Source organism: Brevundimonas sp. GN22, from assembly GCF_054824005.1.
This window is the reverse complement of the sequence record NZ_JSYD01000071.1, coordinates 40,643-61,106: the sequence shown is the minus strand read 5'-3', so window position 1 is coordinate 61,106 and position 20,464 is coordinate 40,643. Positions and strand designations below refer to the sequence as shown.

The following is a 20,464-nucleotide window of genomic DNA, read 5'->3' as shown; positions in this document are numbered from 1 at the left end:
CTTTACGTCGACAGACGATAAGTAGCATCTTGCCGTTATGTCTCACCTGGCGAGTTGCAAATGACCGGTGCCTCGGAAAGCCACCACATTGTTCTATCTGCGGAAGCGATCGCTTACGTTCAAAGCCGTAGGGCTGAAGTGTGGAAGAGAGATCCCGCTGATGCGTGCCGGTTGGTTGAAAAAGACCGCCTTATCGATCTTCTTGCGCTACCAACCGGGGCGATTTGGAAAGCTGTTCCATCTATCGGCAAATCCATTCCGATTTGTCTGGAGCGGCAAGACGCTGAATATCTGGACTCGTTCTCCGTAGCACTTGGCCAGCATATTAGCGTTCTGCTGCAAAATTTGGTGGAAGGCGGTCCTTTTGATCCAACACCAGCCAACAAAACGGGCTTCCTTAGACACGAGCACAATCGTGGCCGGATCTACGGGTTTTACATGGAGGTTCCTGGTTACCAGTACAGCTTCTTACGTGCGATCGGAGACACTAGCCTTACGGGGCGCGACGTATTCGATGAAGCCATCGTGGCACTCGCAGAAAAGCGCGTCTTGAATGGTGAGATAAGAGGCGTCCATCCCCCAGTCACGACCATGCAGTTCGCAGAGCGCTTGATTAAATTCAACGGACTTATGGCGGCTCCTTATGCCAACCGTCCGGTGAACAAGGCGGCAGTTTCGACAGCGAAAAGGCCATCTCGAACAAAGAAAGTTGGGGGAACAAAGGCGGTGTCCACCTCATGAAACAGCATCGAGCCGACCCGATACCGTGGGATGGCTACTATTCACGCCTTTCAAGACCTCTTGCTCACCCAGGCGAGCATCTCCGCTTGGATTACCTTCCCGAGTTTAAGCTGGATGCCCAAGCCCTGACCCTCGCATTGGGTCTTTCAGACGATTCTGTGGTCCAAATGCTTTTGAACGAGCAGTTATCCGTTTCGCTCGATCTGGCTTCAAAGCTTGGTGTAGTGTTTGGTACTTCGACGGAGTACTGGCTGAACCTACAGGCTAGCCACGATCAGTCGGTAGTAGCCCTGAAGCATAGGCCTTAAACAGTCCGCCAATCTGCAATGTGATCCGAGCTAATCGAGACGATATCTCGAGGACGGTATAGGTCGGATTTTACGGATCCTGAGCGGCCGATCTCTTCTTTACCGGCTGACACCAGTCGGCCTGATTTCGTCCATCTTATGCGTTCGAGATTGGAGATGCCTAACACCTCGCATACCTCAGCGGAAGTAAGGCTACGGTTGTTAATTTTGGTAAGTGCCTTCGCGAGCTTATAGCCCACGCTAACGACGTTTTCTTCTGTGACGGTTACGCGATAGGCGTCGTCGGATCGGGTTTGTGTCGCCCTACGTGACATTCGCTTACACAACGCCGACACCTCGGCTATGCGTATCCGCAGCAGCAGACTGCGCTCTATGGCAATCGAAATATCCAGTTCGTATCCAAGTCCGACGTTCTCGAGCCTGATGAGAGCGGACATCTCCTCGGCCTCGATGATCTCAATCGGTTGGGACGGCATTAGAACTCGATCCCGGCCTGGGCTTTTACCCCGGCTCTGAACGGGTGTTTGACCAGACTCATTTCTGTGACCAGATCAGCGGCTTCGATCAGACGTACATGGGCGTTTCGGCCCGTGATGATCACGTGAGTGTCGTCGGGTTTTTGGGCCAAGACCTCAAGAACCTCGTCTACTGGAAGGTAATCGTATCGGATAGCGATGTTGAGTTCGTCGCATATCACCATCTTCCAATCTGGATCCATGATGCGAGCCTTGCAGGCCTCCCAAGCTTCACGAACCTTCTCGATGTCACGTTGACGGTCCTGAGTGTCCCAGGTGAAGCCTTCGCCCATTGGGCGCATTTCCACGAGGTCCGGGAATGCGTCAAAAATTGCCTGCTCACCGGTGTCCATTGCGCCTTTAATGAACTGGATGATCGACACCTTCATGCCGTGACCCATCATGCGCAGCGCCATACCCAATGCCGCAGTGCTCTTACCCTTCCCTGCTCCGGTATGGACAATTATCAAGCCTTTTTCGACTGTCTTGGTGCTTAAGATTTGGACTTTAACAGCCTGAATCTTCTGCATTTTCTTTTTATGTCGCAGCTTGCTGTTGTCGATCTCTGTGGTCATGTGCCTATCCTGATCACGACCCGAAAGAGAATCGGAAACGCGGATTTGGGGTGCTGTAGTTCTGCGCCCCATGCCTCAGGATTGTATGTGATGTCGATATTGCGCGCCTCAAATGGTGGCACTTCAATCGTTGTTTGTTCGACGTGTAAGTTCAAAGCTGACGAACCGCTTAACGCCTCAGGTGAACGTGGTGGAACCGCTCTTTTCCGACATGTGAAGGATGCGACTGCCACGCTTAAAGCGGCTTCGATCAGCGTTGAGCCCATGGCCTGTCTGTTCGCTTGCTCCCAGCACTGCACAGTTCATTTGAGAGCGTCTGGTAAGGTTGGCTATGTCCTCGCCAATCTCGAACCCACACCTGCATCGGCGCAAGCCTTGGTGGAGTTTGCCCGACACTATGATCAAAGCTCTGAGGGCGTCGTACCCTACAAACACTGGCCGGAAGGCGTGAAGGGGCATTTCCTCGTGCGTATTCCGCCAGAAGGCATGGTCACCGTCGATTGATTCCTATGCGCGGCTGAGGTCCAGCTTCATTCCTGCCACGATCAGCACCGACTGCGCTGCGCACTCTGCCAAGGCTTGATTCAGCCGACCGGCTTCGTCGCGAAACCGTCTGGCCAGCGCATTATCTGGCACGATGCCCCAACCGACCTCATTGCTGACCACCCAGATTTCCGCCTGCGTGCTTTTCAGGGCGACGAGAAGTTCGCGCGTCTGCTGAGCAATGTTCTTTTCGGCCAGCATCACGTTAGTCAGCCAGAGAGTGATGCAGTCGATGACCGCCACATCGCCCTCCCTCAAGGCCTTGATGGCCTGAGGTAGATCAAACGGTGCCTCGATCGTATCCCACTCATCGCCGCGTTCCTCGCGATGTTTGGTCACCCGTTCAGCCATCTCGTCGTCGTAGATCTGAGCCGTCACGACGGCGATGGGTTTGGAGCCTGCTGCTGCAGCTGCTGCCTCGGCGGCATGTTGGGCATACCCGCTCTTTCCCGAGCGTGCGCCACCAAGCACCAGTGTGTACCCCATCAAAAATCTCCGGTTGACCTGAGCCGTAGACAGTCCTACTGCCCAAATTGCGTCAGGTTCCCCTTAACGGGGATTAAAAGGGAACGGAGTTTCAAGCTCCGGCTGTTCCCGCAACTGTAAGCGGCTAGCCCGCACGTCATATGCCACTGGAGACTGACTTGGCTACGGCCAGCTGTCCCTGGGAAGGCGACGTGCATCGGCGTTGATCCGTGAGCCAGGAGACCTACCTGCCGCCGTCGTTCTCCACGCGGCCGGGAAGAGCCAAGTGGTCGAGGTAACTCGAGTGACGACATCGTTTTCAACCGCGTTCAGCGGGCGATTGCGCGTGTCTTGAAACACAGGCGTGGTCAGTCTCGCTGTGCGCATCTATGTGGGGATGTCACATTGAACAGGCTTCTTTTCCCGGCTGCGGGCCTTGCCGTTCTTCTTTCTTCGCCGGCGCTGGCCGCCGAACTCGACCAACAGGCTGCAGCGCCGACGGCGGCTACCGTCGCGACAACCGTTGACGACGTCATCGTCACGGCCAACCGCTCGGCCCAGTCGATCGACAAGGTAGGTGCCTCAGTCACGGTACTGACCAAAGCTGCTCTGGAATCCGCTCAAGCGACGGCTGTTCCGGATATGTTGGCACGCACTCCGGGCGTCAGTTTCACGCGTAACGGCGGCGTCGGCACGTCTACGACCGTCAACATCCGTGGCGCTGAAGGCCACCACACTGTCGTTTTGATCGACGGCGTGAAGATGAACGACCCCTCCTCCACCCAAGGCGGTGCCAACTTCACCAACGTTCTGGTTGGCGACGCAGGCCGCATCGAGGTCCTGCGCGGTGCCCAGTCGACCCTGTGGGGCAGCCAAGCCATCGGTGGCGTGGTGAACATCATCACGGCCGAGCCGACGGAGGCTTTCCAAGGCAACATGAGTGCTGAAGTCGGATCGTTCGGCACCCAGTATTTCCGTGGCGGCATCGGGGGTGCGAATGAGCGCCTCACCTGGCGTCTGGCCGCAAACCGTTACCAAACGGATGGTTTCTCTTCCTACGCCACGGGCACTGAGGATGACGGTTATGAGAACAACAGTGTTTCGGGCCGTCTGAACCTAAAGCTGACCGACCACGCCTCGCTGGACCTTCGTGCAGTCTATTCCGATGGCACCAATGACTTCGACGCTTACAACGGCGACAGCCGCGAGTTTGGCAACACCGAAGAACTGGTCACCTACGCTGGCCTGAATTTCGATCTGTTGGATGGTCGCCTGCGTAACCGCATCGGCTATGCCTACACCGATACCCAGCGCAACAACACCAATCCAGACCGCACCATCGAGACCTCGACTTTCGAGGCCAAGGGCGAGAACACGCGTTGGGAATACCAAGGTACTTTTGCCTTTAGCTCGGACCTGAATGCCACTTTCGGTGTCGAGACCGAGCGTGCTGAAATGCGCACCCGCTCGCCCTATGACAGTGAGACTAAGCCTGCCTTTGGCACCGGCCGCGCCGACCTCGACAGCGTCTATGTCCAGCTCCAGTGGGCCGCCCTGCCCTCGCTGAACCTGACGGCTGGCGTGCGCTATGACGACCACGCCCAATATGGTGACAACGCGCTAGGCCAAGTCGCAGCCGCTTGGACCCTCAATGAAGGCAACACTGTCCTGCGCGCTAGCTGGGGCCAAGGCTTCCGCGCTCCTGGCCTTTATGAGCTGTACAGCGAATACGGCAACCTGACCCTTCAGCCGGAAGAGTTCGATGCTTGGGAAGTCAGCATCCAGCAAAAGCTGCTGGATAGAGCGACTGTTGCGGTCACCTACTTCAACCGCGAGGCAGACAACGAGATCCGCTACAACGGCTGCTCCAGCACGGCTGATCCGCTCTGTGTCGTGAACGGCGCCATGCGTTGGGGTTATTACGCCAACGTCCAGAAGACCGCGGCTCAGGGCATCGAAGTCAGCGGCGTCTATGACGTTACGCCTGCCTTCAAGGTCGCTGCCAACTATACTTGGACCGACGCCACCAGCGCCTCGGGCACCAACAAGGGCAAGCAACTGACCCGCCGTCCCGAGCATATGGCCAACTTCTCGGCTGACTATGCCTTCGCCAGTGGCCTGAAGAGCGGCTTGGCTGTGCGTTACTCGGGTGAAACCTTCACCAATGATGCCAACACCGGCACGCTCGACGCCTACACCCTCGTGGATCTGCGCGTCTCATACCCGATCAATGAAACCCTCGAGGTCTATGGTCGTGTAGAGAACCTGTTCGAGGAGCAGTACCAGATCGTCCAGAACTACGGCACGGCTGACCGTGGCGTATTCGGTGGCGTCCGCATCCGGTTCTGATGCGCCATGCTCTCCGTGCGCCCGCATAAAGAGGCGATACGGCATGGAGGCGGCCTTCGGGCCGCCTCTTACGCCCATCCCGAGGTGACTGAGCCTTGGCTTGACCTGTCGACCGGCATCAATCCGGTGCCCTACCCGGCGCAGCCAGCCAGTGCGGCGGAACGTGGCCGCTTGCCTGATCCAATGGAACTCGCGGTCCTCGAAGACGTCGCTGCACGATATTTCAAGGCCCGGCCGGAACGCGTTGCGGCTGCCGCTGGAGCCGAGACCGTTATTCGCCTCCTGCCAGTACTCCTAGGCCGAGTTACGGTCGATATTGTTGGCCCGACCTACAGGGCCCATGCCGAGGCATGGCAAGCTGCTTTTCTCGCGCCCATGACGATAGGCGTCGATCAGGCACATAGATCGGGTTCCGATGTGCTGGTCATCGTCAATCCCAACAACCCCGACGGCTATGTCTTCAGCAAGGCCGAGCTGCTACGCATCTTGCGAAAGCGTGAGACCCAAGGGCGCTGGCTGGTGATCGACGAGTCTTTCGGGGAATGCTCACCTGAAAACTCCATGGCGGATGTCATCTCCGATCGGCTTATTGTCCTTAGATCGTTCGGAAAGTTCTTCGGTCTGGCAGGTGTCCGGCTGGGCTTCACGATTGCCTCCCCGGCGTTCAAAGCCTCGCTGAGGGCCCTGACAGGCGATTGGCCCGTCTCCGCAGACGCAATCACCATGGGCAGGCAGGCCTATGCCGATCCGGCTTGGAGCGAAGCGACCTTCGCATCACTGCAAAGACAAGCGGCAAAACTTGATGAAGAGCTAAACTCTTCTGGCTTCGAGGTGATCGGTGGCACCTGTCTGTTCAGGCTGGCCCGACACTCCCGCGCCCATGATTGGTTCTGGAAGCTATGCCGACGCGGGGTCCTGACGCGACCGTTTGACCATACGCCTGACGTGTTGCGCTTCGGCCTGCCACGGCCGGATGCCTTTTACCGTCTGCATCGTGCGCTGGAGGCAGAGCTATGATTGTCAGCCGACGCGTTACCCTCGTTGCCGGCATGGCCAGTATGGCTTGGCCAGCGTCTGCTGCAGCCTCGTTCCCACGCCGCGTTGTATCTCTGAACCCCTGCCTGGACGCCATCCTCGTTCGGTTGGCCCCAAGGCATCAGATTGCGGCCATCAGCCATTTTTCGCGTATTTCGCAACAGTCGAACATCTATTCGCTCGCCCAGACCCTGCCCATCACCCGCGAGACGGCAGAAGAGATTGTGTCGCTGCGCCCGGATCTTGTGCTGAGCAGTCAGCACAGTTCACGGGCCACGCGAAATGCCCTGACGCGTCTAGGGATAGCTGTTGAGCTGTTTGGCGTCCCTCAAACCATTGGGGAAAGTCTCGAGCAGGTTGATCGTATTGGCGCACTGACAGGCCATGCGGGCCGCGCCTCTGCCTTACGAAGCGAAATCACACGCCACATCGAACGAAGCCGTATCCAGCCGAATGACAGGCGGCTGAAAGCTGTCTTATTCCAACCCAATGGCTTTGCTGCGGGCCAAGGCACCCTGATGTCCGAGATGATGGAGATCGCGGGCTTCGACAACGTGGCTGGTCGGTATGGTGTCGGGAAATGGGGAAACCTTTCCCTCGAACATCTCATCGCCAACCCGCCTGAAGTCCTGCTCAGCGGAGCGGGATCACCGGGCGCGAGGTCATGGGCTGAACGGATCATGCTCCACCCTGCCCTGCATTCAATCTCGCACCGGATGGCGCAGGTCGAGTTCCCCGAAAAGCTTCTCTACTGCGGCGGACCTGTATTGATCGATACCGCCACCGCACTCGTTCGCGCACGACAGCAGGCGCTGGAGGCCCTTCAATGAAGTCAGCGTCGATCCATCCTGCCGCGCTCTGCGGCGGGCTCTTCGCCTTTGTGGTGCTGCTCTGTTTCGGAAGCCTTTGTGCCGGGAAGGTCTGGATTCCTCTGCACGAATGGCTGGCAACTCCGGGCGATCCATCATGGGCCATTCTAGTGGAGCTGCGGCTCCCTCGAACACTCTTGGCCGTCATGGTGGGTGCCGTGCTGGGCTTGGGCGGAGCGGCTATGCAGGGCTATACCCGCAACCCTCTTGCCGATCCCGGTATGCTGGGCGTCTCCAGCATGGCCGCGCTGGGTGCAGTCACCACATTCTACATGGGCAGCTTCGGAGGTCAGCCTTGGGTGTTGCCCATGATGGCGATGGCCGGGTCAGCACTTGGTGTGGCCGTGCTGTTGGCACTCGCGGGTTCAACCAGCAGCATCGTGACTTTCATTCTTGCGGGTGTGGTGATCCAGACTGTAGCGGGCGCAGGCGTCGCACTTGCTCTGAACCTCGCGCCCAATCCGTGGGCCGTGAACGAGATCATCAACTGGCTGATGGGCTCCCTGTCGGACCGCAGTCTTGATGATCTGAAGATCGCCGCACCGGGCATGATACTTGGGCTGATCCTGCTCGCGTCTCAGGGCCGAGCCCTCGATGCTCTGACCCTCGGCGAGAGTGGAGCTAAGGGGCTCGGCATCAACCTTGGCGCGACACGACTTGCCCTCGTTGCGGGTGCGGCGCTTGCCATCGGATCGGCCGTGGCCGTTACGGGCGTCATCGGCTTTGTCGGACTGATTACCCCCCACCTGCTTCGTCCATTTGTGAAGTCCAAACCCGGCGCGCTGCTTATCCCATCCGCGATCGGCGGTTCGGTGCTCACTCTGGCAGCCGATATTCTCGTCAGACTGACGCCTGCTCCCAACGAAGTGAAGCTGGGCGTCGCCATGGCGGCATTGGGTGGGCCCTTCTTCCTCGTCCTCCTCATCTCCATGCGCCGGAAAATCGTATGAGCCAGATCAAGACGTCAGACCTCTGTGTCACCTTCGGCTCGCGGTCGGTGCTTGAGGGGATCAACCTCTCGCTACAGCGCGGACAGGTCACCGCCATCATCGGCCCGAATGGTGCGGGTAAGTCCACCCTGCTCGATTGTCTGGCCGGACTGCGTCGCCCCAATCTCGGCGAGGTCCACCTCGATGCTACGCCCCTGCTGGACCTGAAGCCACAAGAGCGTGCCAAACGCATCGCCTACCTTCCCCAATATTTGGAACTGGCTTGGGAGATCGATGGCGAAACGCTCGTAGGCTTGGGCCGCACGCCTCATTGCGGACCGTGGGGGCGGACGGCTGAGGATACCGCTGCTGTCCGTGACGCGATGGTACGCACCTCAACATCAGAGTTTGCCAACCGCCCCGTTGCCACCCTTTCAGGCGGCGAGCGGGCGCGGCTTCTGTTGGCAAGAGCCTTGGCGACAGATCCCCAATGGTTGCTTGCCGACGAGCCTTTGGCGGGGCTTGATCCGGGTCACTGCCTCGACGTCGTAGCCCTGTTCCGAGAGCTTGCTCATAAGGACGGGCGTGGCGTCATCCTGACGCTGCACGATCTCACTCTAGCTCTAAAGGCCGCGGATCGGGTCATTCTGCTGAGTGATGCAAAGGTGCTGGCCGACGACGTGCCTAGCAAGGTCTTGGCTTCCGAGTTCCTTGAACAGGCTTACGGGATCAGCACTGCTTTATTGAAGGGCAACAATGGCTACGTGCTGGAGACCCTGGCTCGTGCATGACCTCCCTTGGCTTTGGTTGGTAGCAGGTGCGCTCTGGCTGGAGTTCTTCATCCGCTGGCCCGGCCGAATACCGCATCCGGTTGTTGCACTGGGCGCTTTGATCGGGGCGCTGGATCGGCGCTGGAACCTAAATCCAGTGCCTGAACGCACCAAGCGATGGCGCGGGGTACTGGCCTTGTTGGTTGTGGCAGTTTCAGCTGCTGTGGTCGGGCTTGTTGTCCAGTGCGGGCTAACGGCATGGCTGCCCGACATCGCGCCCTACCTATGCGCCCTTCTTGGCATATTTGGTCTGGCTGCGGGCAGTCTGCATCAGCACTTCGTCGCCATTCAGCGCCCGCTCTCGCAAAACGATTTGGAAGCTGCCAAGCACGCCGTGTCCATGATTGTTGGCCGCGATACCGCGACCATGAACGCCTCAGACATCTCGGCTGCAGCTTTGGAAAGTCTGGCTGAAAGCTTCAACGATGGCGTCGTTGCCCCCGTGTTCTGGTTCGCCATCGGGGGTCTGCCCGGACTGTTTGCCTATAAGGCCATCAACACAGCGGACAGCATGATCGGCCACATGGAGCCGAGATGGCGCGCCTTCGGCTGGGCCGCGGCGAAAACCGATGACATCGCCAACTGGATACCGGCCCGTATCGCTGGCCTGTTGATCGTAATGGCGTGTGCCGCCCGAGGAACTGCGTCACAGGCCCTGCGTGTCATGCTGAAAGACGCCGCCAAACACGCATCTCCAAATGCGGGCTGGCCAGAGGCCGCCATGGCCGGAGCCTTGGGAGTTCGACTGGGAGGAGCAGTCCATTACGACGGAGTCCTTTGCGAGCGCCCGAGCTTTGGTAATGGATCGGCTCCTACGGCAATGGACATGAAAAACGGCGCGGTCATCTACCTTCTCGCCCTCGGCTTGCTCACCATCATCTTGGTCCTCGCAGGTGCTCAATGGCGGCTCTGATGATCCAGGGCTGCGGATCGGATGTCGGTAAGTCCGTGCTTGTGGCGGGTCTGTGCCGGGCCTTCACCAATCGCGGCCTGACAGTGCGTCCGTTCAAGCCGCAAAACATGTCGAACAATGCCGCGGTCACCCAACCTGACGATCGTGGGCTGACAGGAGAAATTGGCCGGGCGCAGGCTCTTCAGGCCCTCGCCTGCCGGACAACGTCGACAGTTCACATGAACCCCATCCTCCTCAAACCCCAAAGCGACACGGGCGCTCAGCTCGTCGTCAGAGGTCAAGTCGAGGGTCACTGGAAAGCTAAGGGTTACCAGCAGCGAAAAGCGGCATTGCTGGAGGTTGTTCTGGAAAGTTTTGAGTGCCTGCGCTCAGAATCCGACCTCGTCATCGTAGAAGGCGCGGGCAGCCCCGCCGAGATCAATCTGCGCGAAGGTGACATCGCCAATATGGGGTTTGCCCGTGCGGCCAACGTCCCTGTTGTCCTCGTAGGCGACATTGACCGTGGCCATGTCATCGCCGCTCTCGCCGGCGCAAAGTTGGTCCTTGATCCTAACGACGCGGCCATGATCCAAGGCTTCATCATCAATAAGTTCCGCGGCGATCCGTGCTTGTTTGATCGTGGTCGCGAGCAAATCGCGGAACTGACCGGATGGCACGATCTGGGCATGGTGCCATGGCTCACTGAGGCTTGCCGACTGCCCGCCGAAGACGCGGTTGTTCTACAAACACCCTCGGCAACGCAACCTGAGGGACAGGTCCGCATCGCTGTCCCTATGTTGTCGCGCATCGCCAACTTCGATGACTTCGATCCCGTGGTAGCCGATCCGCATTTTGACCTGCAGTTTATACCGCCGGGGCAAACCATTCCTGCAGATAGCGACTGGATCATTCTGTCAGGCACTAAGGCGACCATTGCGGACATGGCGTTCCTCAAGCTGCAGGGTTGGGACATCGACATCCTTTCCCACGTCCGCCGCAACAAGCGCGTGCTTGGCATCTGCGGGGGCTATCAGTTGCTGGGCCGTCACATCCATGATCGGCACGGCTTAGAAGGCGAAATTGGCTCGTGTCGCGGCTTGGGCTTGCTCGACGTCGAGACCACACTGCATCCCTCGAAAACGCTGAAACAGGTCAAAGGCCAGATCACCGCCTGTGGCTCAGACTTCACGGGCTATGAAATCCACGTAGGCCAGACGTTCGGTGCCGACACAGAGAGGCCCGTCGCCCTGATTGATGGCAAACCTCACGGTGCAACATCGCTTAACGGCCTTGTCCACGGGCTCTACATTCACGGCGTGTTCGATAGCTCCAAAGCCCGCGCAGGCATACTGGGCCTAACTCGGACAATACCCCCCGCTCCTGACCATACCGCCGTGGTTGATGCCGCACTCGACGCCATAGCCGCCACGCTCGAACAATACCTCGACCTCGATCATCTGTACCAACTGGCTTGCCGTAAATGACGATCTCACACCTACTCGACTTCCCTGCCCTCTCTCAGTCAATCAGGCCAGAGATCGAGGCCTGCCTTGATGGAAAGGCCAAGCCACCGAAGTCTCTAGGACGGCTGGAAGAGCTAGCGGTGCGCATCGGGCTGATGCAGCAATGCAGCAGACCCAAAATCAACGATCCAGCACTCATCGTCTTCGCAGGCGACCACGGCCTCACCCGTTCGGGAGTGGCCGCATTTCCCGCCAGTGTGACGGTCTCAATGGTGGACAGCCTTCTGGCAGGACGAGCTTCCGCCAACGCCATTGCCAAGGTGGTGGGGGCTAGCGTCCATGTAGTCGATGCAGGTGTGGCCGACGACCTGACAAACCGAGATAGCCTGATCCATCGCAAGGTCGGTCGAGGCACGAACGACGCTTCCGTAGAGCCTGCTATGTCGCTCCGACAGGCGCAGCTGGCACTGAACTATGGCGCACAAGTCGCTGGCGAGTTCATCGACGAAGGGGCCGACATTATCGCCTTGGGTGAAATGGGCATCGGCAACAGTTCCTCGGCAGCGCTGCTCATTCATCGTCTCACGGGTGAATCGTTAGACCGATGCATCGGTCCGGGAGCCGGTCATTCCGATGAAGGCATGGCCACGAAGAGAGCCGTACTCGAAAAGGCCGCTGATCGCAGTAATGCATCGACGCCAATGGACGTTTTGGTCGAATTCGGCGGGTTTGAGATTGGTCAGATTGCGGGCGCTATTCTTGAATGCGCCAAGCGCCGAGTGCCCGTTCTTGTCGATGGCTTTATCTGTTCGTCAGCGGCTCTATTAGCGATCCGATTGGCACCCCAAGCGCAGGACTTCTGCATCTTCACTCACACCTCCGCCGAGCCTGGCTACAAGGCTATCACAGAGGCGCTCAACGTAAGGCCATTGCTGGACCTAGATATGCGCCTTGGTGAAGGCACAGGTGCCCTGCTCGCCGTGCCGATCATCAAGAGCGCGTGCACCATCACAACCGACGTCGCCACCCTTTCCGAAGTGTTGGGTGCCGTCTGATGGTCACAAAAGAGATCAAGCTGTTCTTCTGCGCGGTCCAGTTTCTGACCCGCATACCGACCCTACAGCTGGACGATTTCCAACCTGAATGGATACAGCAGAGTGCTCGCTACTATCCGGCCGTGGGGGTGGTGGTCGGCGGCGTTTCAGGCTGTGTGCTTTGGCTGGCATGTCTGATCTGGAGCCCTTGGATAGCTGCCGTGTTGGCTGTGGCTGCGGGCATGGCGTTGACTGGCTGTTTCCACGAGGACGGACTGGCCGATACCGCCGACGGGATCGGCGGTGGCCAGACGCGAAGCCGCCGCCTCGAAATCATGAAGGACAGTCGCCTCGGCACGTATGGCGCTTCCGTTCTCTTCATGAACCTCGCATTGCGAATCCTTTGCGTTGGGACGCTCGCTTCGACCAGCCCTTTGCTCGGATTGTCCTGCGTATTGGCGGCTAACGTCATGGGGCGCTCAATCGCAGTTATAGCCATGGCCGCTATGCCTTACGGCGGCGATCCGGGCATGGCCAAGGAGGGCAAGCCGGACAGAACGACCGTATTGAACGTGGTTATCGCCTTCTCAGTTGGAGCGTTGGCTTTGCTCCCTTTTACGCCATTGCAAGCGACAATAGCCGTGGCCGTGGGTATCGCAGTCGCAGCTATTCCAGCTTGTCTCGCTTGGCGTCTGTTAGGCGGCCGCACCGGTGACGTCCTGGGTGCCATCGAGCAAGCCTTCGAGATCGGGTTCCTATTGGCGATGGCTGCCATTCTGTCATGAGCATTATCGTCTGCCCCCTACATGACGTAGAGGCCATCGCCCGCGTCCGCCGCCCTAGCTATATTCTCACCCTGATCTCTCCGTCGGCGGAGCCCACGGGGTTTCAACGCCTCGCCCCGTATCATCTGGAACTGCGCTTCAACGACATCGCCGAACCCGGCGAGGGCCTGATCGAACCTAGACCTGAGCACATCCAATCCATCATAGAGTTTGGCCGGAGTTCTCGGGCACAAGGCCCCCTACTAATCCACTGTTGGGCAGGCGTCAGCCGCTCACCAGCCGCCGCCTTTATCATCGCCTTTGATCGAGCCAGACCTTCGCCGGCAGAACTGGCTGCACGCCTTCGATCCGCTGCGCCCTATTGCACGCCAAACCCAAGAATGATCGCCCTCGCCGACGAAGCACTAGAGGCCCAAGGCGACCTGTCTAAAGCGATCACAGAGATTGGAAGAGGTAGAGAGACCTATTGGGGCTCAGCCTTCGACATCAGTAAGCTAGTGTAATGTCTGCCTAGCGCCACCAGCGGACATTGGTGACGAGGTAAGAACCGGATTTAAAGCACGCGCAACTAGCACGGTTTCGCCAGCTTCCCCGCATCCACTATCGCGATGATTTTGATAGGGCCTATAATGTCGCCATGCTCACCAGTTAGGCCATGCATCTGTGCGAGAAGCCGTTGATTACGGCAGGCTGTGGCGAGAGTTATGCGAGGCAATCCGTGATTTGTAGTTTCCCCATCGAGCCATCGAAGCGGCTACCACATTGAAAATGTTGCTAATAGAGGTGTGCTCGCACATCAAGAACAAAGCTCTGTTATCTCTCGCTCGACTAAGCTGAAGCGTTCCTTGACCTCTTCTCCCATATAAAAGGCAAGCATATCTTCCTTAGAGAGCGTACCTTCGGATAGGAACTTGCTGAGATAACGCTGATTGAACTCAGCAAGAAGAATACCTTTCTCGATCTGAGCGAGAATTTTCTTCATATTATCGACATTTGCGATAACAAGATTCTTTATTATCGTCGCTTCTCGAGCGTCCTTGATCAATCGGTTCACGATGATCATGAGAACGTCGGTGTCTAGCTCCTGAGTCTTCGCGTTGAGAGCAATGTCGCGAGCTAGCATATAAGCAATGGCGAGGTTTTGATAATCACCTTTTTGGGAATCAATAATCGCGATCAGTCCGATCCCGGGAAGGAATTTCACGTCCGGGACGGCAGTTAGGATGCTGTTATCAACGAGTGAGGCGTCGAAAACGATGATCCCGACTTGGCCGTCGCGATTAGCCTGCGCTTCTAGGAGCTGGCTCCAAGCGGTGTCAGCTTTCTTGGTGAAGATGTCCTTAGTCTGGATGTCCCCCAGGCGAATGCTCTTATCGAACTTACACTCAATTGCGATACGCTTACCGCTGTCGTCGGCGATATGGCAGACGATGTCGCCGGTCTTGTTGCGGCGGATTGTACCGGCGCGGTCGCCGGTCAGTTCGATCCGGTCACCGATTTTCTGTCGATCAAAAAACTCAGATAGAAAGTCGGCGATATCAGCCTCGGCCAGAACGCCCTTTACCGCGGATCGGTAGAACAGCTCCTTCTTCATATCAAAGATGATTTTCAGGCTTTCGAGCTCGGTCCCGAGTTCGTTTGCAGTTTTCGAAAGGAAGCTCGAAAGTCGATCCTCCATGAGCGCCAGAACACCGATGTAGAGTGCCTTGTGGAACTGCTCGTCGCGATCAATGGCGGGAAGTTTGTTGAAGAACTCAAACAAGATCTTGTTGTCGACCTCAAAGGCACCAAACTGAACGCGACTATTCTTTTGATCGAGGCTGACGAGAGACATTTTAGACCTTGCTGTAACGATAATGACCCTTGATGGACGCCGCGAGAAACTGCCCCTTCGATCCGGCCTGATCGAAAGCTTGAGCAATCTGTGACGGCACATCGTAATAATGATAGCCCGTTGTTTAACGTCGGGAATTGTTCTTCTGTCATTGCGGCTCTCCCTATCGGGAGTGAGAAATTGCAATCCGTCTCCGCCGTTCCTGCGCGTCGCTTACAATCCATTGTCGGACACAACGCGCGGCGTATCGGGGGAACGCCACCCCGCGCTCTTAAGTTCTCCCACTAAAGAGGACACATAAATGGATCAAAATACCGATTGGGATGTGGTGGTCGTAGGGGCCGGACCTGCAGGGTTGACGGCCGCTCTATACCTGGCGCGGTACCATCGCCGCGTGCTGGTCATACACGACGGTAAGAGCCGCGCTCTGCGTATCCCGCTCACGCACAATGCGCCGGGCTATCCCGATGGTATCACTGGCATAGACTTGATCGCCCGCATGACCGAGCACGCAGAAAAATATGGTGCCGAAATGCTGGAGATGTGCGTCTCGAACATTCGCCGCGCAGATGGAGCCTTCATCGTTTCAAGCGATGGCCAGCCCGATACTCGCGCCCGTGGCGTCATCCTCGCGACCGGCATTTTCCTGAACGAGGTGGACCTATCCCGTGATGTCCACGAACAGGCGATCAAGGACGGTGTGCTGCGGTACTGCCCCATATGTGATGCATACGAGCATACGGATGCCAACATCGGGGTGCTGGGGTGTGATAGCAACGGCGCGGCCGAAGCGCTGTTCCTGCGCCAGTACTCAGACCGTATCACTCTGATGCCACTGTCCCATCCCGAACTGACAGCATCCGAGCAGGCACAACTCGACCAGGCCGGTATCAAGGTGGCCCATGGAGCACTGACCAAACTGACGCCTCACAGCGACCGCATCGAGGTCGCGTTGGAGGGGCAGCAAGAAGCAAGTTTTGATGTCGTCTATCCGGCGCTTGGCTGCTCGCCGCGAGCCGAACTCGGTGCCGCACTTGGCCTGGGCCTCACCGACACCGGTTGCCTGCCTCCAGAAGCGGTGACGAAAAGCGCGGTCGAGGGACTATGGGCAGCAGGCGATGTGGTTGAAGGATTGGATCAGATCAGCGTCGCCATGGGCCACGGAGCCCTTGCTGCCACCAAAGCCCATAATTGGCTCCGCGAGCAGGATGGCGAGACGCTGACCTGATCTGGCAGTATTATCCGTGCGGTTGCAGGACCACCTTGGTCCATTCGTTCGGATTGTCGTGGAAGTTCTTGTAGGCCGTCGGAGCTTCTTCCAGCGGCAGTCGGTGACTGATCAGGTCTGTCGTATCGATCCGGCCTTCCAATACCAGCTTTAACAACTCCGGCAGGTATTTTTGCACATGGGTCTGACCTGTCTTCAGGGTCAGACCCTTTTGCATAAAGGCCCCGATGGGCAGCTTGTCGCCAATGCCGCCATAGACGCCCGGCATGGATATGCGTCCGCCCTTGCGACAGGCCATGATGGTTTCGCGCAGGACGTGCTGGCGATCCGTGCCGAGCTTGGTCTCCTGCTTCACAGCATCAATGATATTGTCCGGCGCAAAGCCGTGCGCCTCCATGCCCACGGCGTCGATGCATGCGTCCGGCCCGATGCCTGCGGTCATTTCCTTGAGAGCTTCGAGGATTTTCACCTCGTGATAGTTCAAGGTCTCGGCACCATTGCGACGCGCAAGTGCCAACCGGTTCGGCTGGTGGTCGATGGCGATAACTCGCCCTGCCCCCATCAGAAAGGCGCTCTTGATGCAGAACAGGCCGACGGGGCCACAACCCCACACTACGACGGTATCGCCCGGCTCGATTTCGGCATTTTCTGCGGCCATCCAACCCGTTGGGAGGATATCGGACAGGAACAGCACTCGCTCGTCCTCAATGCCGTCAGGAACCACAATCGGGCCGACATCGGAATATGGCACCCGCGCATACTCGGCCTGTCCGCCGGCGTAGCCTCCGGTCAGGTGGCTATAGCCGAACAATCCCGCTGCCGGATAACCGTAGGCCACTTCTGAAGCGTCGGATTTATCCGCCGGATTGGAGTTATCGCAGGCCGAGTACTGTTGCTTGCCGCAGAAGAAGCAACTGCCGCAGGCGATGGTGAATGGCACGACGACCTTCTGACCGACTTGCAGACTGGTGTTCCCGCGGCCCACCTCAACTACTTCGCCCATGAACTCATGACCCAGTATATCGCCTGAGTGCATGCCGGGAATGACACTGTCATAGAGATGAAGATCAGAGCCGCAGATGGCCGTTGCGGTGATTTTGATGATGGCGTCACGAGGATTGACGATCTGGGGATCGGGAACCGTATCCACGCGGACATCGTGCTTTCCGTGCCAGGTAAGAGCGCGCATGTTCAGTTCTCCTCAACTACGGGGTGCGGCTTCAGGAGCCTGCGAGGTCGAGACTTCGCCGGTTTCCATCAGTTGTTTGAATCGACGCAGTTCACGTCGGGCTTGAATGCGCGGCTCGCGCTGCATCACCTTGGCGACCAGCTTGCCGACGGCCCCCGCGGGCGGGTCATAGCTGATCATCACCCGCACTTCGGTGCCACGCCCGAACGCATTGTCGCGGAACTCTACCCACCCCTCATGGTCAATGTCGGAGTCCTCGGTGGAACGCCAGCCAATGAAGGAGTCGGGATCATCTGCCGTGATTTCGGTCTCAAGTTCAATGTCCGTGCCGCCCGGCCCCGCAATCACCCAGCGCCGTCCGTCTTCGGACACGCTGCGCACGTTTGGCATGAAGGTCGGCAGGTTCTGGAAGTCCCGCCAGAATTGATAAAGGTCGGCCCGCGGGCGGTTGATGATCACCGCCTGCACTGACGAGGCGGCATGCTCACCCTCGTGCGCCTTGCGGTCCAGCAGACCTGTGCCTGCCATCTCGGCATTGGTACCTTGGGTGGGCTGGATATCAGAGGCACTCATGTTTCCAGCCTCGCACTCGTTTGGCGGGCCACCGTTTCGGGAAGTCGCATGGGATTTTCCTTTTCTGCCTGATGAAAAGGAAAGTGTCGGCTTGCTCCGTGCGTTTCTCGAATGTCGCCTAGTGTCTGGTAAGGATCAGTTCCCCTACGGGTAAATCCAACTGTCGACCCTTACTTCCACAGGACCGGCTGCCTCCAGACGCACGACCACTTCCCTGCCCCCGCCCGCCGGCACGTAATCAATCACCACAGCAGCTTCTTCACCTGATGCCTGAGCCGAGACGGAAACTTCAGATGCTGTGCGCCCGCCGTCGTTTTCGACTTCGATCGTGACCTCTCGCGCCCCGCCTACGTGGTCTATGCGCAGCGTTTTTGCGGACAGGCTTGCTTGATCGCCCCCATTGGCGCTCTCGATCGCGAGGATCGTTGCGCCGATACAGATAACTATAGCTCCCAGTGCAGCGAGACACGCCTGGGTGCGCGAGATGCGACGTTTCTTTCTGGGTTTGGACACACCAAATCTCATACCAAAAGCCTTGCTGCAGCAGCACCTAACGAAGCTGGAAACGCGAGTACGACCGTATTGGCTGCGATGGCACCGATACCGTGGCCGTCGTTCATTCCTAGCAGGCTTAGGATCAAAAGGCTTGCCAGCAGACAGATGGCATAGCCCGGCACTGTGAAGTGCATGAAGGCGCCCATCGGCGTTTCCTTTTCCTCCTGTCCGGCAAATCCGACTTCAAATACGAACAGATGCAACAGCACTAACGACAATGCCATGACCGCCAAGGCAGTTAGTGGGCCGATGCGATAGGCCACCAGTTGCATCTCCTCGGTCGGTGCAAGATTGAGGGCGAGGAACAACGCACCCGCCATCATCAGAAACAGTTCGCCGAAATAGTCGCCCTTATGGATGCGATCCTCTGCCCCTGAAGCGGCAAGCTGCTTGCGCGCAACGAGTGCACCTATCGCAGCGGGCACGGTCTGCATTACCAGCTGGCCCGTCGCCACCCTCGTATTGGCGAGTTCCCACGCGCCCATCAGGGTCAACAACACCGACGCCGTGACCGCGGCAACGAGCACTGCGACCAAAACGTCCAGTATGTTCTGCAGCGTTCCCCGACGATTGGTGAACCCTGCATAGTGAGCCAGGCCATAAAGCAGCGGCAGGCTGATCACGAGATACAGCAACTGCCGCCATGGCTCCAAGGCCATGCCCAGTTCCCACATCTCCATCGTCATCAGCAGAGGCAGCGAAAAGAGCAAGGCACCGCCAAAGGCGCGCCCCAGATCCCTGACGTAAGACGAACGCACAGCCTGTCCCCCATGACGCGAAGACATATCGACCTACCTTAACCCACGCCCGCACCGCCGGTTACGCCCCAGACTTCGCCCGTAACAAAGCTGGCTTCCTGAGACGCCAGCAGGACATAGACAGGCGCGATTTCCACCGGCTGGCCGGGGCGGCCGAATGCGCTTTGGGCACCGAAGTTCCGCACCTTCTCGTCGGGCTGACCGCCACTGGGTTGCAACACCGTCCAGAAGGGACCCGGGGCGACAGCGTTGACGCGAATGCCTTGGTCGATGGCCTGTTTGGCGAGTGCCTTGGTATAGGTAACGATGCCACCCTTGGTGGTCGCATAGTCCAGTAGAATATCACTCGGCTCATAGGCCTGAATGGAGGCCGTGGTGATGATTGACGCACCCGCTGGCATGACCGGCATCGCTGCCTGACAGAGCCAGTGCATGGCGTACAGGTTGGTCTTCATCGTTGCGTCGAAGTCCGCGGTCGTGAACTCGCTCAGGTCGTCGCGGTATTGCTGGCGGCCTGCATTCACCACCAATATGTCTAGCCCGCCAAACGCGTCGACCGTTCTAGACACCATGGTGGCATTCCACGCCTCGTCACGGACGTCACCGGGAAGGGCCAGTGCCTTTACGCCCTCGGCCTCTATCAGTTTGATGACTTCCTGAGCGTCTGCTTCTTCCGAAGGCAGATAGGATATGGCGACGTTCGCTCCCTCTCTGGCGAAGCTGATAGCGACCGCACGGCCAATGCCGGAGTCACCGCCTGTAATCAGAGCATTACGATCGGCCAGTCGCCCGTGGCCCTTATAGCTGGTCTCGCCATGGTCGGGTGCGGGCGTGACACATTTCACAAGGCCGGGGGGAGACTGTTCCTGCTCAGGAAAAGGAGGCCGAGGATACTGATTTCGGGGATCCTGCATTGCCAGTCTGTCCATCGCTTGTCTCCATGATCGAGGTCTTTAGCTTCCCGATAAATCCTCTGCGGACGCCGTTTGTTGCG

Annotated in this window: 22 protein-coding genes, 1 pseudogene and 1 riboswitch; of the genes and pseudogenes, 14 read left to right on the top strand and 9 right to left on the bottom strand. The window is 58.3% G+C overall.

Features of this window, described 5'->3' with window-relative positions; translation table 11 throughout:
- Positions 1 to 60: 60 nt before the first annotated feature.
- The gene (locus OB03_RS10590) at positions 61 to 741 is read left to right on the top strand and encodes a hypothetical protein (protein WP_461344111.1); all 681 of its coding nucleotides are present in this window, start codon (positions 61 to 63) and stop codon (positions 739 to 741) included.
- The gene (locus tag OB03_RS10585) at positions 738 to 1,049 is read left to right on the top strand and encodes a HigA family addiction module antitoxin (protein WP_461344110.1); all 312 of its coding nucleotides are present in this window, start codon (positions 738 to 740) and stop codon (positions 1,047 to 1,049) included. Before OB03_RS10590 ends, OB03_RS10585 begins: the two co-directional genes overlap by 4 nt.
- Before the next feature lie 475 nt (positions 1,050 to 1,524).
- Here the strand turns inward: OB03_RS10585 and cobO are convergent, their stop codons facing one another.
- The gene (gene cobO, locus OB03_RS10580; RefSeq protein ID WP_461344109.1) at positions 1,525 to 2,139 is read right to left on the bottom strand and encodes a cob(I)yrinic acid a,c-diamide adenosyltransferase; all 615 of its coding nucleotides are present in this window, start codon (positions 2,137 to 2,139) and stop codon (positions 1,525 to 1,527) included.
- On the opposite strand from cobO, the gene OB03_RS10575 reads away from it, so the two are divergent.
- The gene (locus OB03_RS10575; protein ID WP_461344108.1) at positions 2,104 to 2,643 is read left to right on the top strand and encodes a DUF1636 domain-containing protein; all 540 of its coding nucleotides are present in this window, start codon (positions 2,104 to 2,106) and stop codon (positions 2,641 to 2,643) included. The two genes, cobO and OB03_RS10575, sit on opposite strands and share 36 nt — an antisense overlap.
- A 3-nt stretch (positions 2,644 to 2,646) precedes the next feature.
- Here OB03_RS10575 and cobU read toward each other — a convergent pair whose 3' ends face one another.
- Positions 2,647 to 3,168 (bottom strand): bifunctional adenosylcobinamide kinase/adenosylcobinamide-phosphate guanylyltransferase, encoded by a 522-nt coding sequence (gene cobU, locus OB03_RS10570; RefSeq protein WP_461344107.1) that lies wholly within the window; start codon positions 3,166 to 3,168, stop codon positions 2,647 to 2,649.
- A gap of 37 nt (positions 3,169 to 3,205) precedes the next feature.
- Positions 3,206 to 3,413, top strand: a riboswitch (cobalamin riboswitch).
- A gap of 139 nt (positions 3,414 to 3,552) precedes the next feature.
- On the opposite strand from cobU, the gene OB03_RS10565 reads away from it, so the two are divergent.
- The 10 genes from OB03_RS10565 to OB03_RS10520 are packed head-to-tail and all read left to right on the top strand — an operon-like array spanning position 3,553 to position 13,836.
- Positions 3,553 to 5,496 carry a TonB-dependent receptor plug domain-containing protein gene (locus OB03_RS10565; RefSeq protein ID WP_461344106.1) on the top strand — a complete coding sequence of 648 codons (1,944 nt, stop codon included), beginning with the start codon at positions 3,553 to 3,555 and terminating at the stop codon, positions 5,494 to 5,496.
- A gap of 6 nt (positions 5,497 to 5,502) precedes the next feature.
- Positions 5,503 to 6,513, top strand: coding sequence for a threonine-phosphate decarboxylase CobD (gene cobD / locus OB03_RS10560; RefSeq protein ID WP_461344105.1), 1,011 nt, complete (start codon positions 5,503 to 5,505; stop codon positions 6,511 to 6,513).
- On the top strand, positions 6,510 to 7,361 hold the full coding sequence (locus tag OB03_RS10555; protein WP_461344104.1) for an ABC transporter substrate-binding protein: 852 nt from the start codon (positions 6,510 to 6,512) through the stop codon (positions 7,359 to 7,361). Before cobD ends, OB03_RS10555 begins: the two co-directional genes overlap by 4 nt.
- Entirely contained in the window at positions 7,358 to 8,350 is a 993-nt protein-coding gene (locus OB03_RS10550) for a FecCD family ABC transporter permease (protein WP_461344103.1), read from the top strand. The genes OB03_RS10555 and OB03_RS10550 overlap by 4 nt, the downstream gene beginning before the upstream one ends.
- Complete coding sequence (locus OB03_RS10545) at positions 8,347 to 9,120, top strand: ABC transporter ATP-binding protein (RefSeq protein ID WP_461344102.1); 774 nt, start codon at positions 8,347 to 8,349, stop codon at positions 9,118 to 9,120. The genes OB03_RS10550 and OB03_RS10545 overlap by 4 nt, the downstream gene beginning before the upstream one ends.
- Positions 9,113 to 10,072: an adenosylcobinamide-phosphate synthase CbiB gene (cbiB, locus tag OB03_RS10540; protein ID WP_461344101.1), complete on the top strand. Its 960-nt coding sequence runs from the start codon at positions 9,113 to 9,115 to the stop codon at positions 10,070 to 10,072. The genes OB03_RS10545 and cbiB overlap by 8 nt, the downstream gene beginning before the upstream one ends.
- Positions 10,060 to 11,535: a cobyric acid synthase gene (locus OB03_RS10535; protein ID WP_461344100.1), complete on the top strand. Its 1,476-nt coding sequence runs from the start codon at positions 10,060 to 10,062 to the stop codon at positions 11,533 to 11,535. The genes cbiB and OB03_RS10535 overlap by 13 nt, the downstream gene beginning before the upstream one ends.
- Complete coding sequence (gene cobT / locus OB03_RS10530; RefSeq protein WP_461344099.1) at positions 11,532 to 12,569, top strand: nicotinate-nucleotide--dimethylbenzimidazole phosphoribosyltransferase; 1,038 nt, start codon at positions 11,532 to 11,534, stop codon at positions 12,567 to 12,569. The genes OB03_RS10535 and cobT overlap by 4 nt, the downstream gene beginning before the upstream one ends.
- Positions 12,569 to 13,333: an adenosylcobinamide-GDP ribazoletransferase gene (cobS, locus tag OB03_RS10525; protein WP_461344098.1), complete on the top strand. Its 765-nt coding sequence runs from the start codon at positions 12,569 to 12,571 to the stop codon at positions 13,331 to 13,333. The genes cobT and cobS overlap by 1 nt, the downstream gene beginning before the upstream one ends.
- Positions 13,330 to 13,836 carry a tyrosine phosphatase family protein gene (locus tag OB03_RS10520; protein ID WP_461344097.1) on the top strand — a complete coding sequence of 169 codons (507 nt, stop codon included), beginning with the start codon at positions 13,330 to 13,332 and terminating at the stop codon, positions 13,834 to 13,836. Before cobS ends, OB03_RS10520 begins: the two co-directional genes overlap by 4 nt.
- A gap of 293 nt (positions 13,837 to 14,129) precedes the next feature.
- On the opposite strand, the gene OB03_RS10515 is transcribed toward OB03_RS10520, so the two are convergent.
- Positions 14,130 to 15,167, bottom strand: coding sequence for a hypothetical protein (locus OB03_RS10515; protein ID WP_461344096.1), 1,038 nt, complete (start codon positions 15,165 to 15,167; stop codon positions 14,130 to 14,132).
- 1 nt (position 15,168) lies between these two features.
- Positions 15,169 to 15,273, bottom strand: a pseudogene (locus OB03_RS10510) (KTSC domain-containing protein); the annotation flags it as partial.
- A 195-nt stretch (positions 15,274 to 15,468) separates the two neighbouring features.
- On the opposite strand from OB03_RS10510, the gene OB03_RS10505 reads away from it, so the two are divergent.
- Complete coding sequence (locus tag OB03_RS10505; protein ID WP_461344095.1) at positions 15,469 to 16,395, top strand: NAD(P)/FAD-dependent oxidoreductase; 927 nt, start codon at positions 15,469 to 15,471, stop codon at positions 16,393 to 16,395.
- 10 nt (positions 16,396 to 16,405) lie between these two features.
- Here OB03_RS10505 and OB03_RS10500 read toward each other — a convergent pair whose 3' ends face one another.
- The 5 genes from OB03_RS10500 to OB03_RS10480 form a co-directional block, all read right to left on the bottom strand.
- Complete coding sequence (locus OB03_RS10500) at positions 16,406 to 17,584, bottom strand: zinc-dependent alcohol dehydrogenase (protein WP_242913450.1); 1,179 nt, start codon at positions 17,582 to 17,584, stop codon at positions 16,406 to 16,408.
- A 12-nt stretch (positions 17,585 to 17,596) separates the two neighbouring features.
- Positions 17,597 to 18,157, bottom strand: coding sequence for an SRPBCC family protein (locus OB03_RS10495; RefSeq protein WP_461344094.1), 561 nt, complete (start codon positions 18,155 to 18,157; stop codon positions 17,597 to 17,599).
- Between the two features lie 144 nt (positions 18,158 to 18,301).
- Positions 18,302 to 18,670: a hypothetical protein gene (locus OB03_RS10490; protein ID WP_242913448.1), complete on the bottom strand. Its 369-nt coding sequence runs from the start codon at positions 18,668 to 18,670 to the stop codon at positions 18,302 to 18,304.
- A gap of 8 nt (positions 18,671 to 18,678) precedes the next feature.
- Positions 18,679 to 19,470, bottom strand: a complete 792-nt coding sequence (locus OB03_RS10485; protein ID WP_242913447.1) for a TIGR02587 family membrane protein — start codon at positions 19,468 to 19,470, stop codon at positions 18,679 to 18,681.
- A gap of 38 nt (positions 19,471 to 19,508) precedes the next feature.
- Positions 19,509 to 20,399: an SDR family oxidoreductase gene (locus OB03_RS10480; RefSeq protein ID WP_282452688.1), complete on the bottom strand. Its 891-nt coding sequence runs from the start codon at positions 20,397 to 20,399 to the stop codon at positions 19,509 to 19,511.
- Between the last annotated feature and the right edge of the window lie 65 nt (positions 20,400 to 20,464).

Excerpts from the sequence above, each read along its gene's own strand:
- OB03_RS10590 (WP_461344111.1), top strand. The coding sequence starts at position 61 with ATGACCGGTGCCTCGGAAAGCCACCACATTGTTCTATCTGCGGAAGCG.
- OB03_RS10585 (WP_461344110.1), top strand. The coding sequence starts at position 738 with ATGAAACAGCATCGAGCCGACCCGATACCGTGGGATGGCTACTATTCA.
- OB03_RS10575 (WP_461344108.1), top strand. The coding sequence starts at position 2,104 with ATGTCGCAGCTTGCTGTTGTCGATCTCTGTGGTCATGTGCCTATCCTG.
- cobO (WP_461344109.1), bottom strand. The coding sequence starts at position 2,139 with ATGACCACAGAGATCGACAACAGCAAGCTGCGACATAAAAAGAAAATG.
- cobU (WP_461344107.1), bottom strand. The coding sequence starts at position 3,168 with ATGGGGTACACACTGGTGCTTGGTGGCGCACGCTCGGGAAAGAGCGGG.
- cobD (WP_461344105.1), top strand. The coding sequence starts at position 5,503 with ATGCTCTCCGTGCGCCCGCATAAAGAGGCGATACGGCATGGAGGCGGC.
- OB03_RS10555 (WP_461344104.1), top strand. The coding sequence starts at position 6,510 with ATGATTGTCAGCCGACGCGTTACCCTCGTTGCCGGCATGGCCAGTATG.
- OB03_RS10550 (WP_461344103.1), top strand. The coding sequence starts at position 7,358 with ATGAAGTCAGCGTCGATCCATCCTGCCGCGCTCTGCGGCGGGCTCTTC.
- OB03_RS10545 (WP_461344102.1), top strand. The coding sequence starts at position 8,347 with ATGAGCCAGATCAAGACGTCAGACCTCTGTGTCACCTTCGGCTCGCGG.
- OB03_RS10535 (WP_461344100.1), top strand. The coding sequence starts at position 10,060 with ATGGCGGCTCTGATGATCCAGGGCTGCGGATCGGATGTCGGTAAGTCC.
- cobT (WP_461344099.1), top strand. The coding sequence starts at position 11,532 with ATGACGATCTCACACCTACTCGACTTCCCTGCCCTCTCTCAGTCAATC.
- cobS (WP_461344098.1), top strand. The coding sequence starts at position 12,569 with ATGGTCACAAAAGAGATCAAGCTGTTCTTCTGCGCGGTCCAGTTTCTG.
- OB03_RS10520 (WP_461344097.1), top strand. The coding sequence starts at position 13,330 with ATGAGCATTATCGTCTGCCCCCTACATGACGTAGAGGCCATCGCCCGC.
- OB03_RS10515 (WP_461344096.1), bottom strand. The coding sequence starts at position 15,167 with ATGTCTCTCGTCAGCCTCGATCAAAAGAATAGTCGCGTTCAGTTTGGT.
- OB03_RS10505 (WP_461344095.1), top strand. The coding sequence starts at position 15,469 with ATGGATCAAAATACCGATTGGGATGTGGTGGTCGTAGGGGCCGGACCT.
- OB03_RS10500 (WP_242913450.1), bottom strand. The coding sequence starts at position 17,584 with ATGCGCGCTCTTACCTGGCACGGAAAGCACGATGTCCGCGTGGATACG.
- OB03_RS10495 (WP_461344094.1), bottom strand. The coding sequence starts at position 18,157 with ATGAGTGCCTCTGATATCCAGCCCACCCAAGGTACCAATGCCGAGATG.
- OB03_RS10480 (WP_282452688.1), bottom strand. The coding sequence starts at position 20,399 with ATGGACAGACTGGCAATGCAGGATCCCCGAAATCAGTATCCTCGGCCT.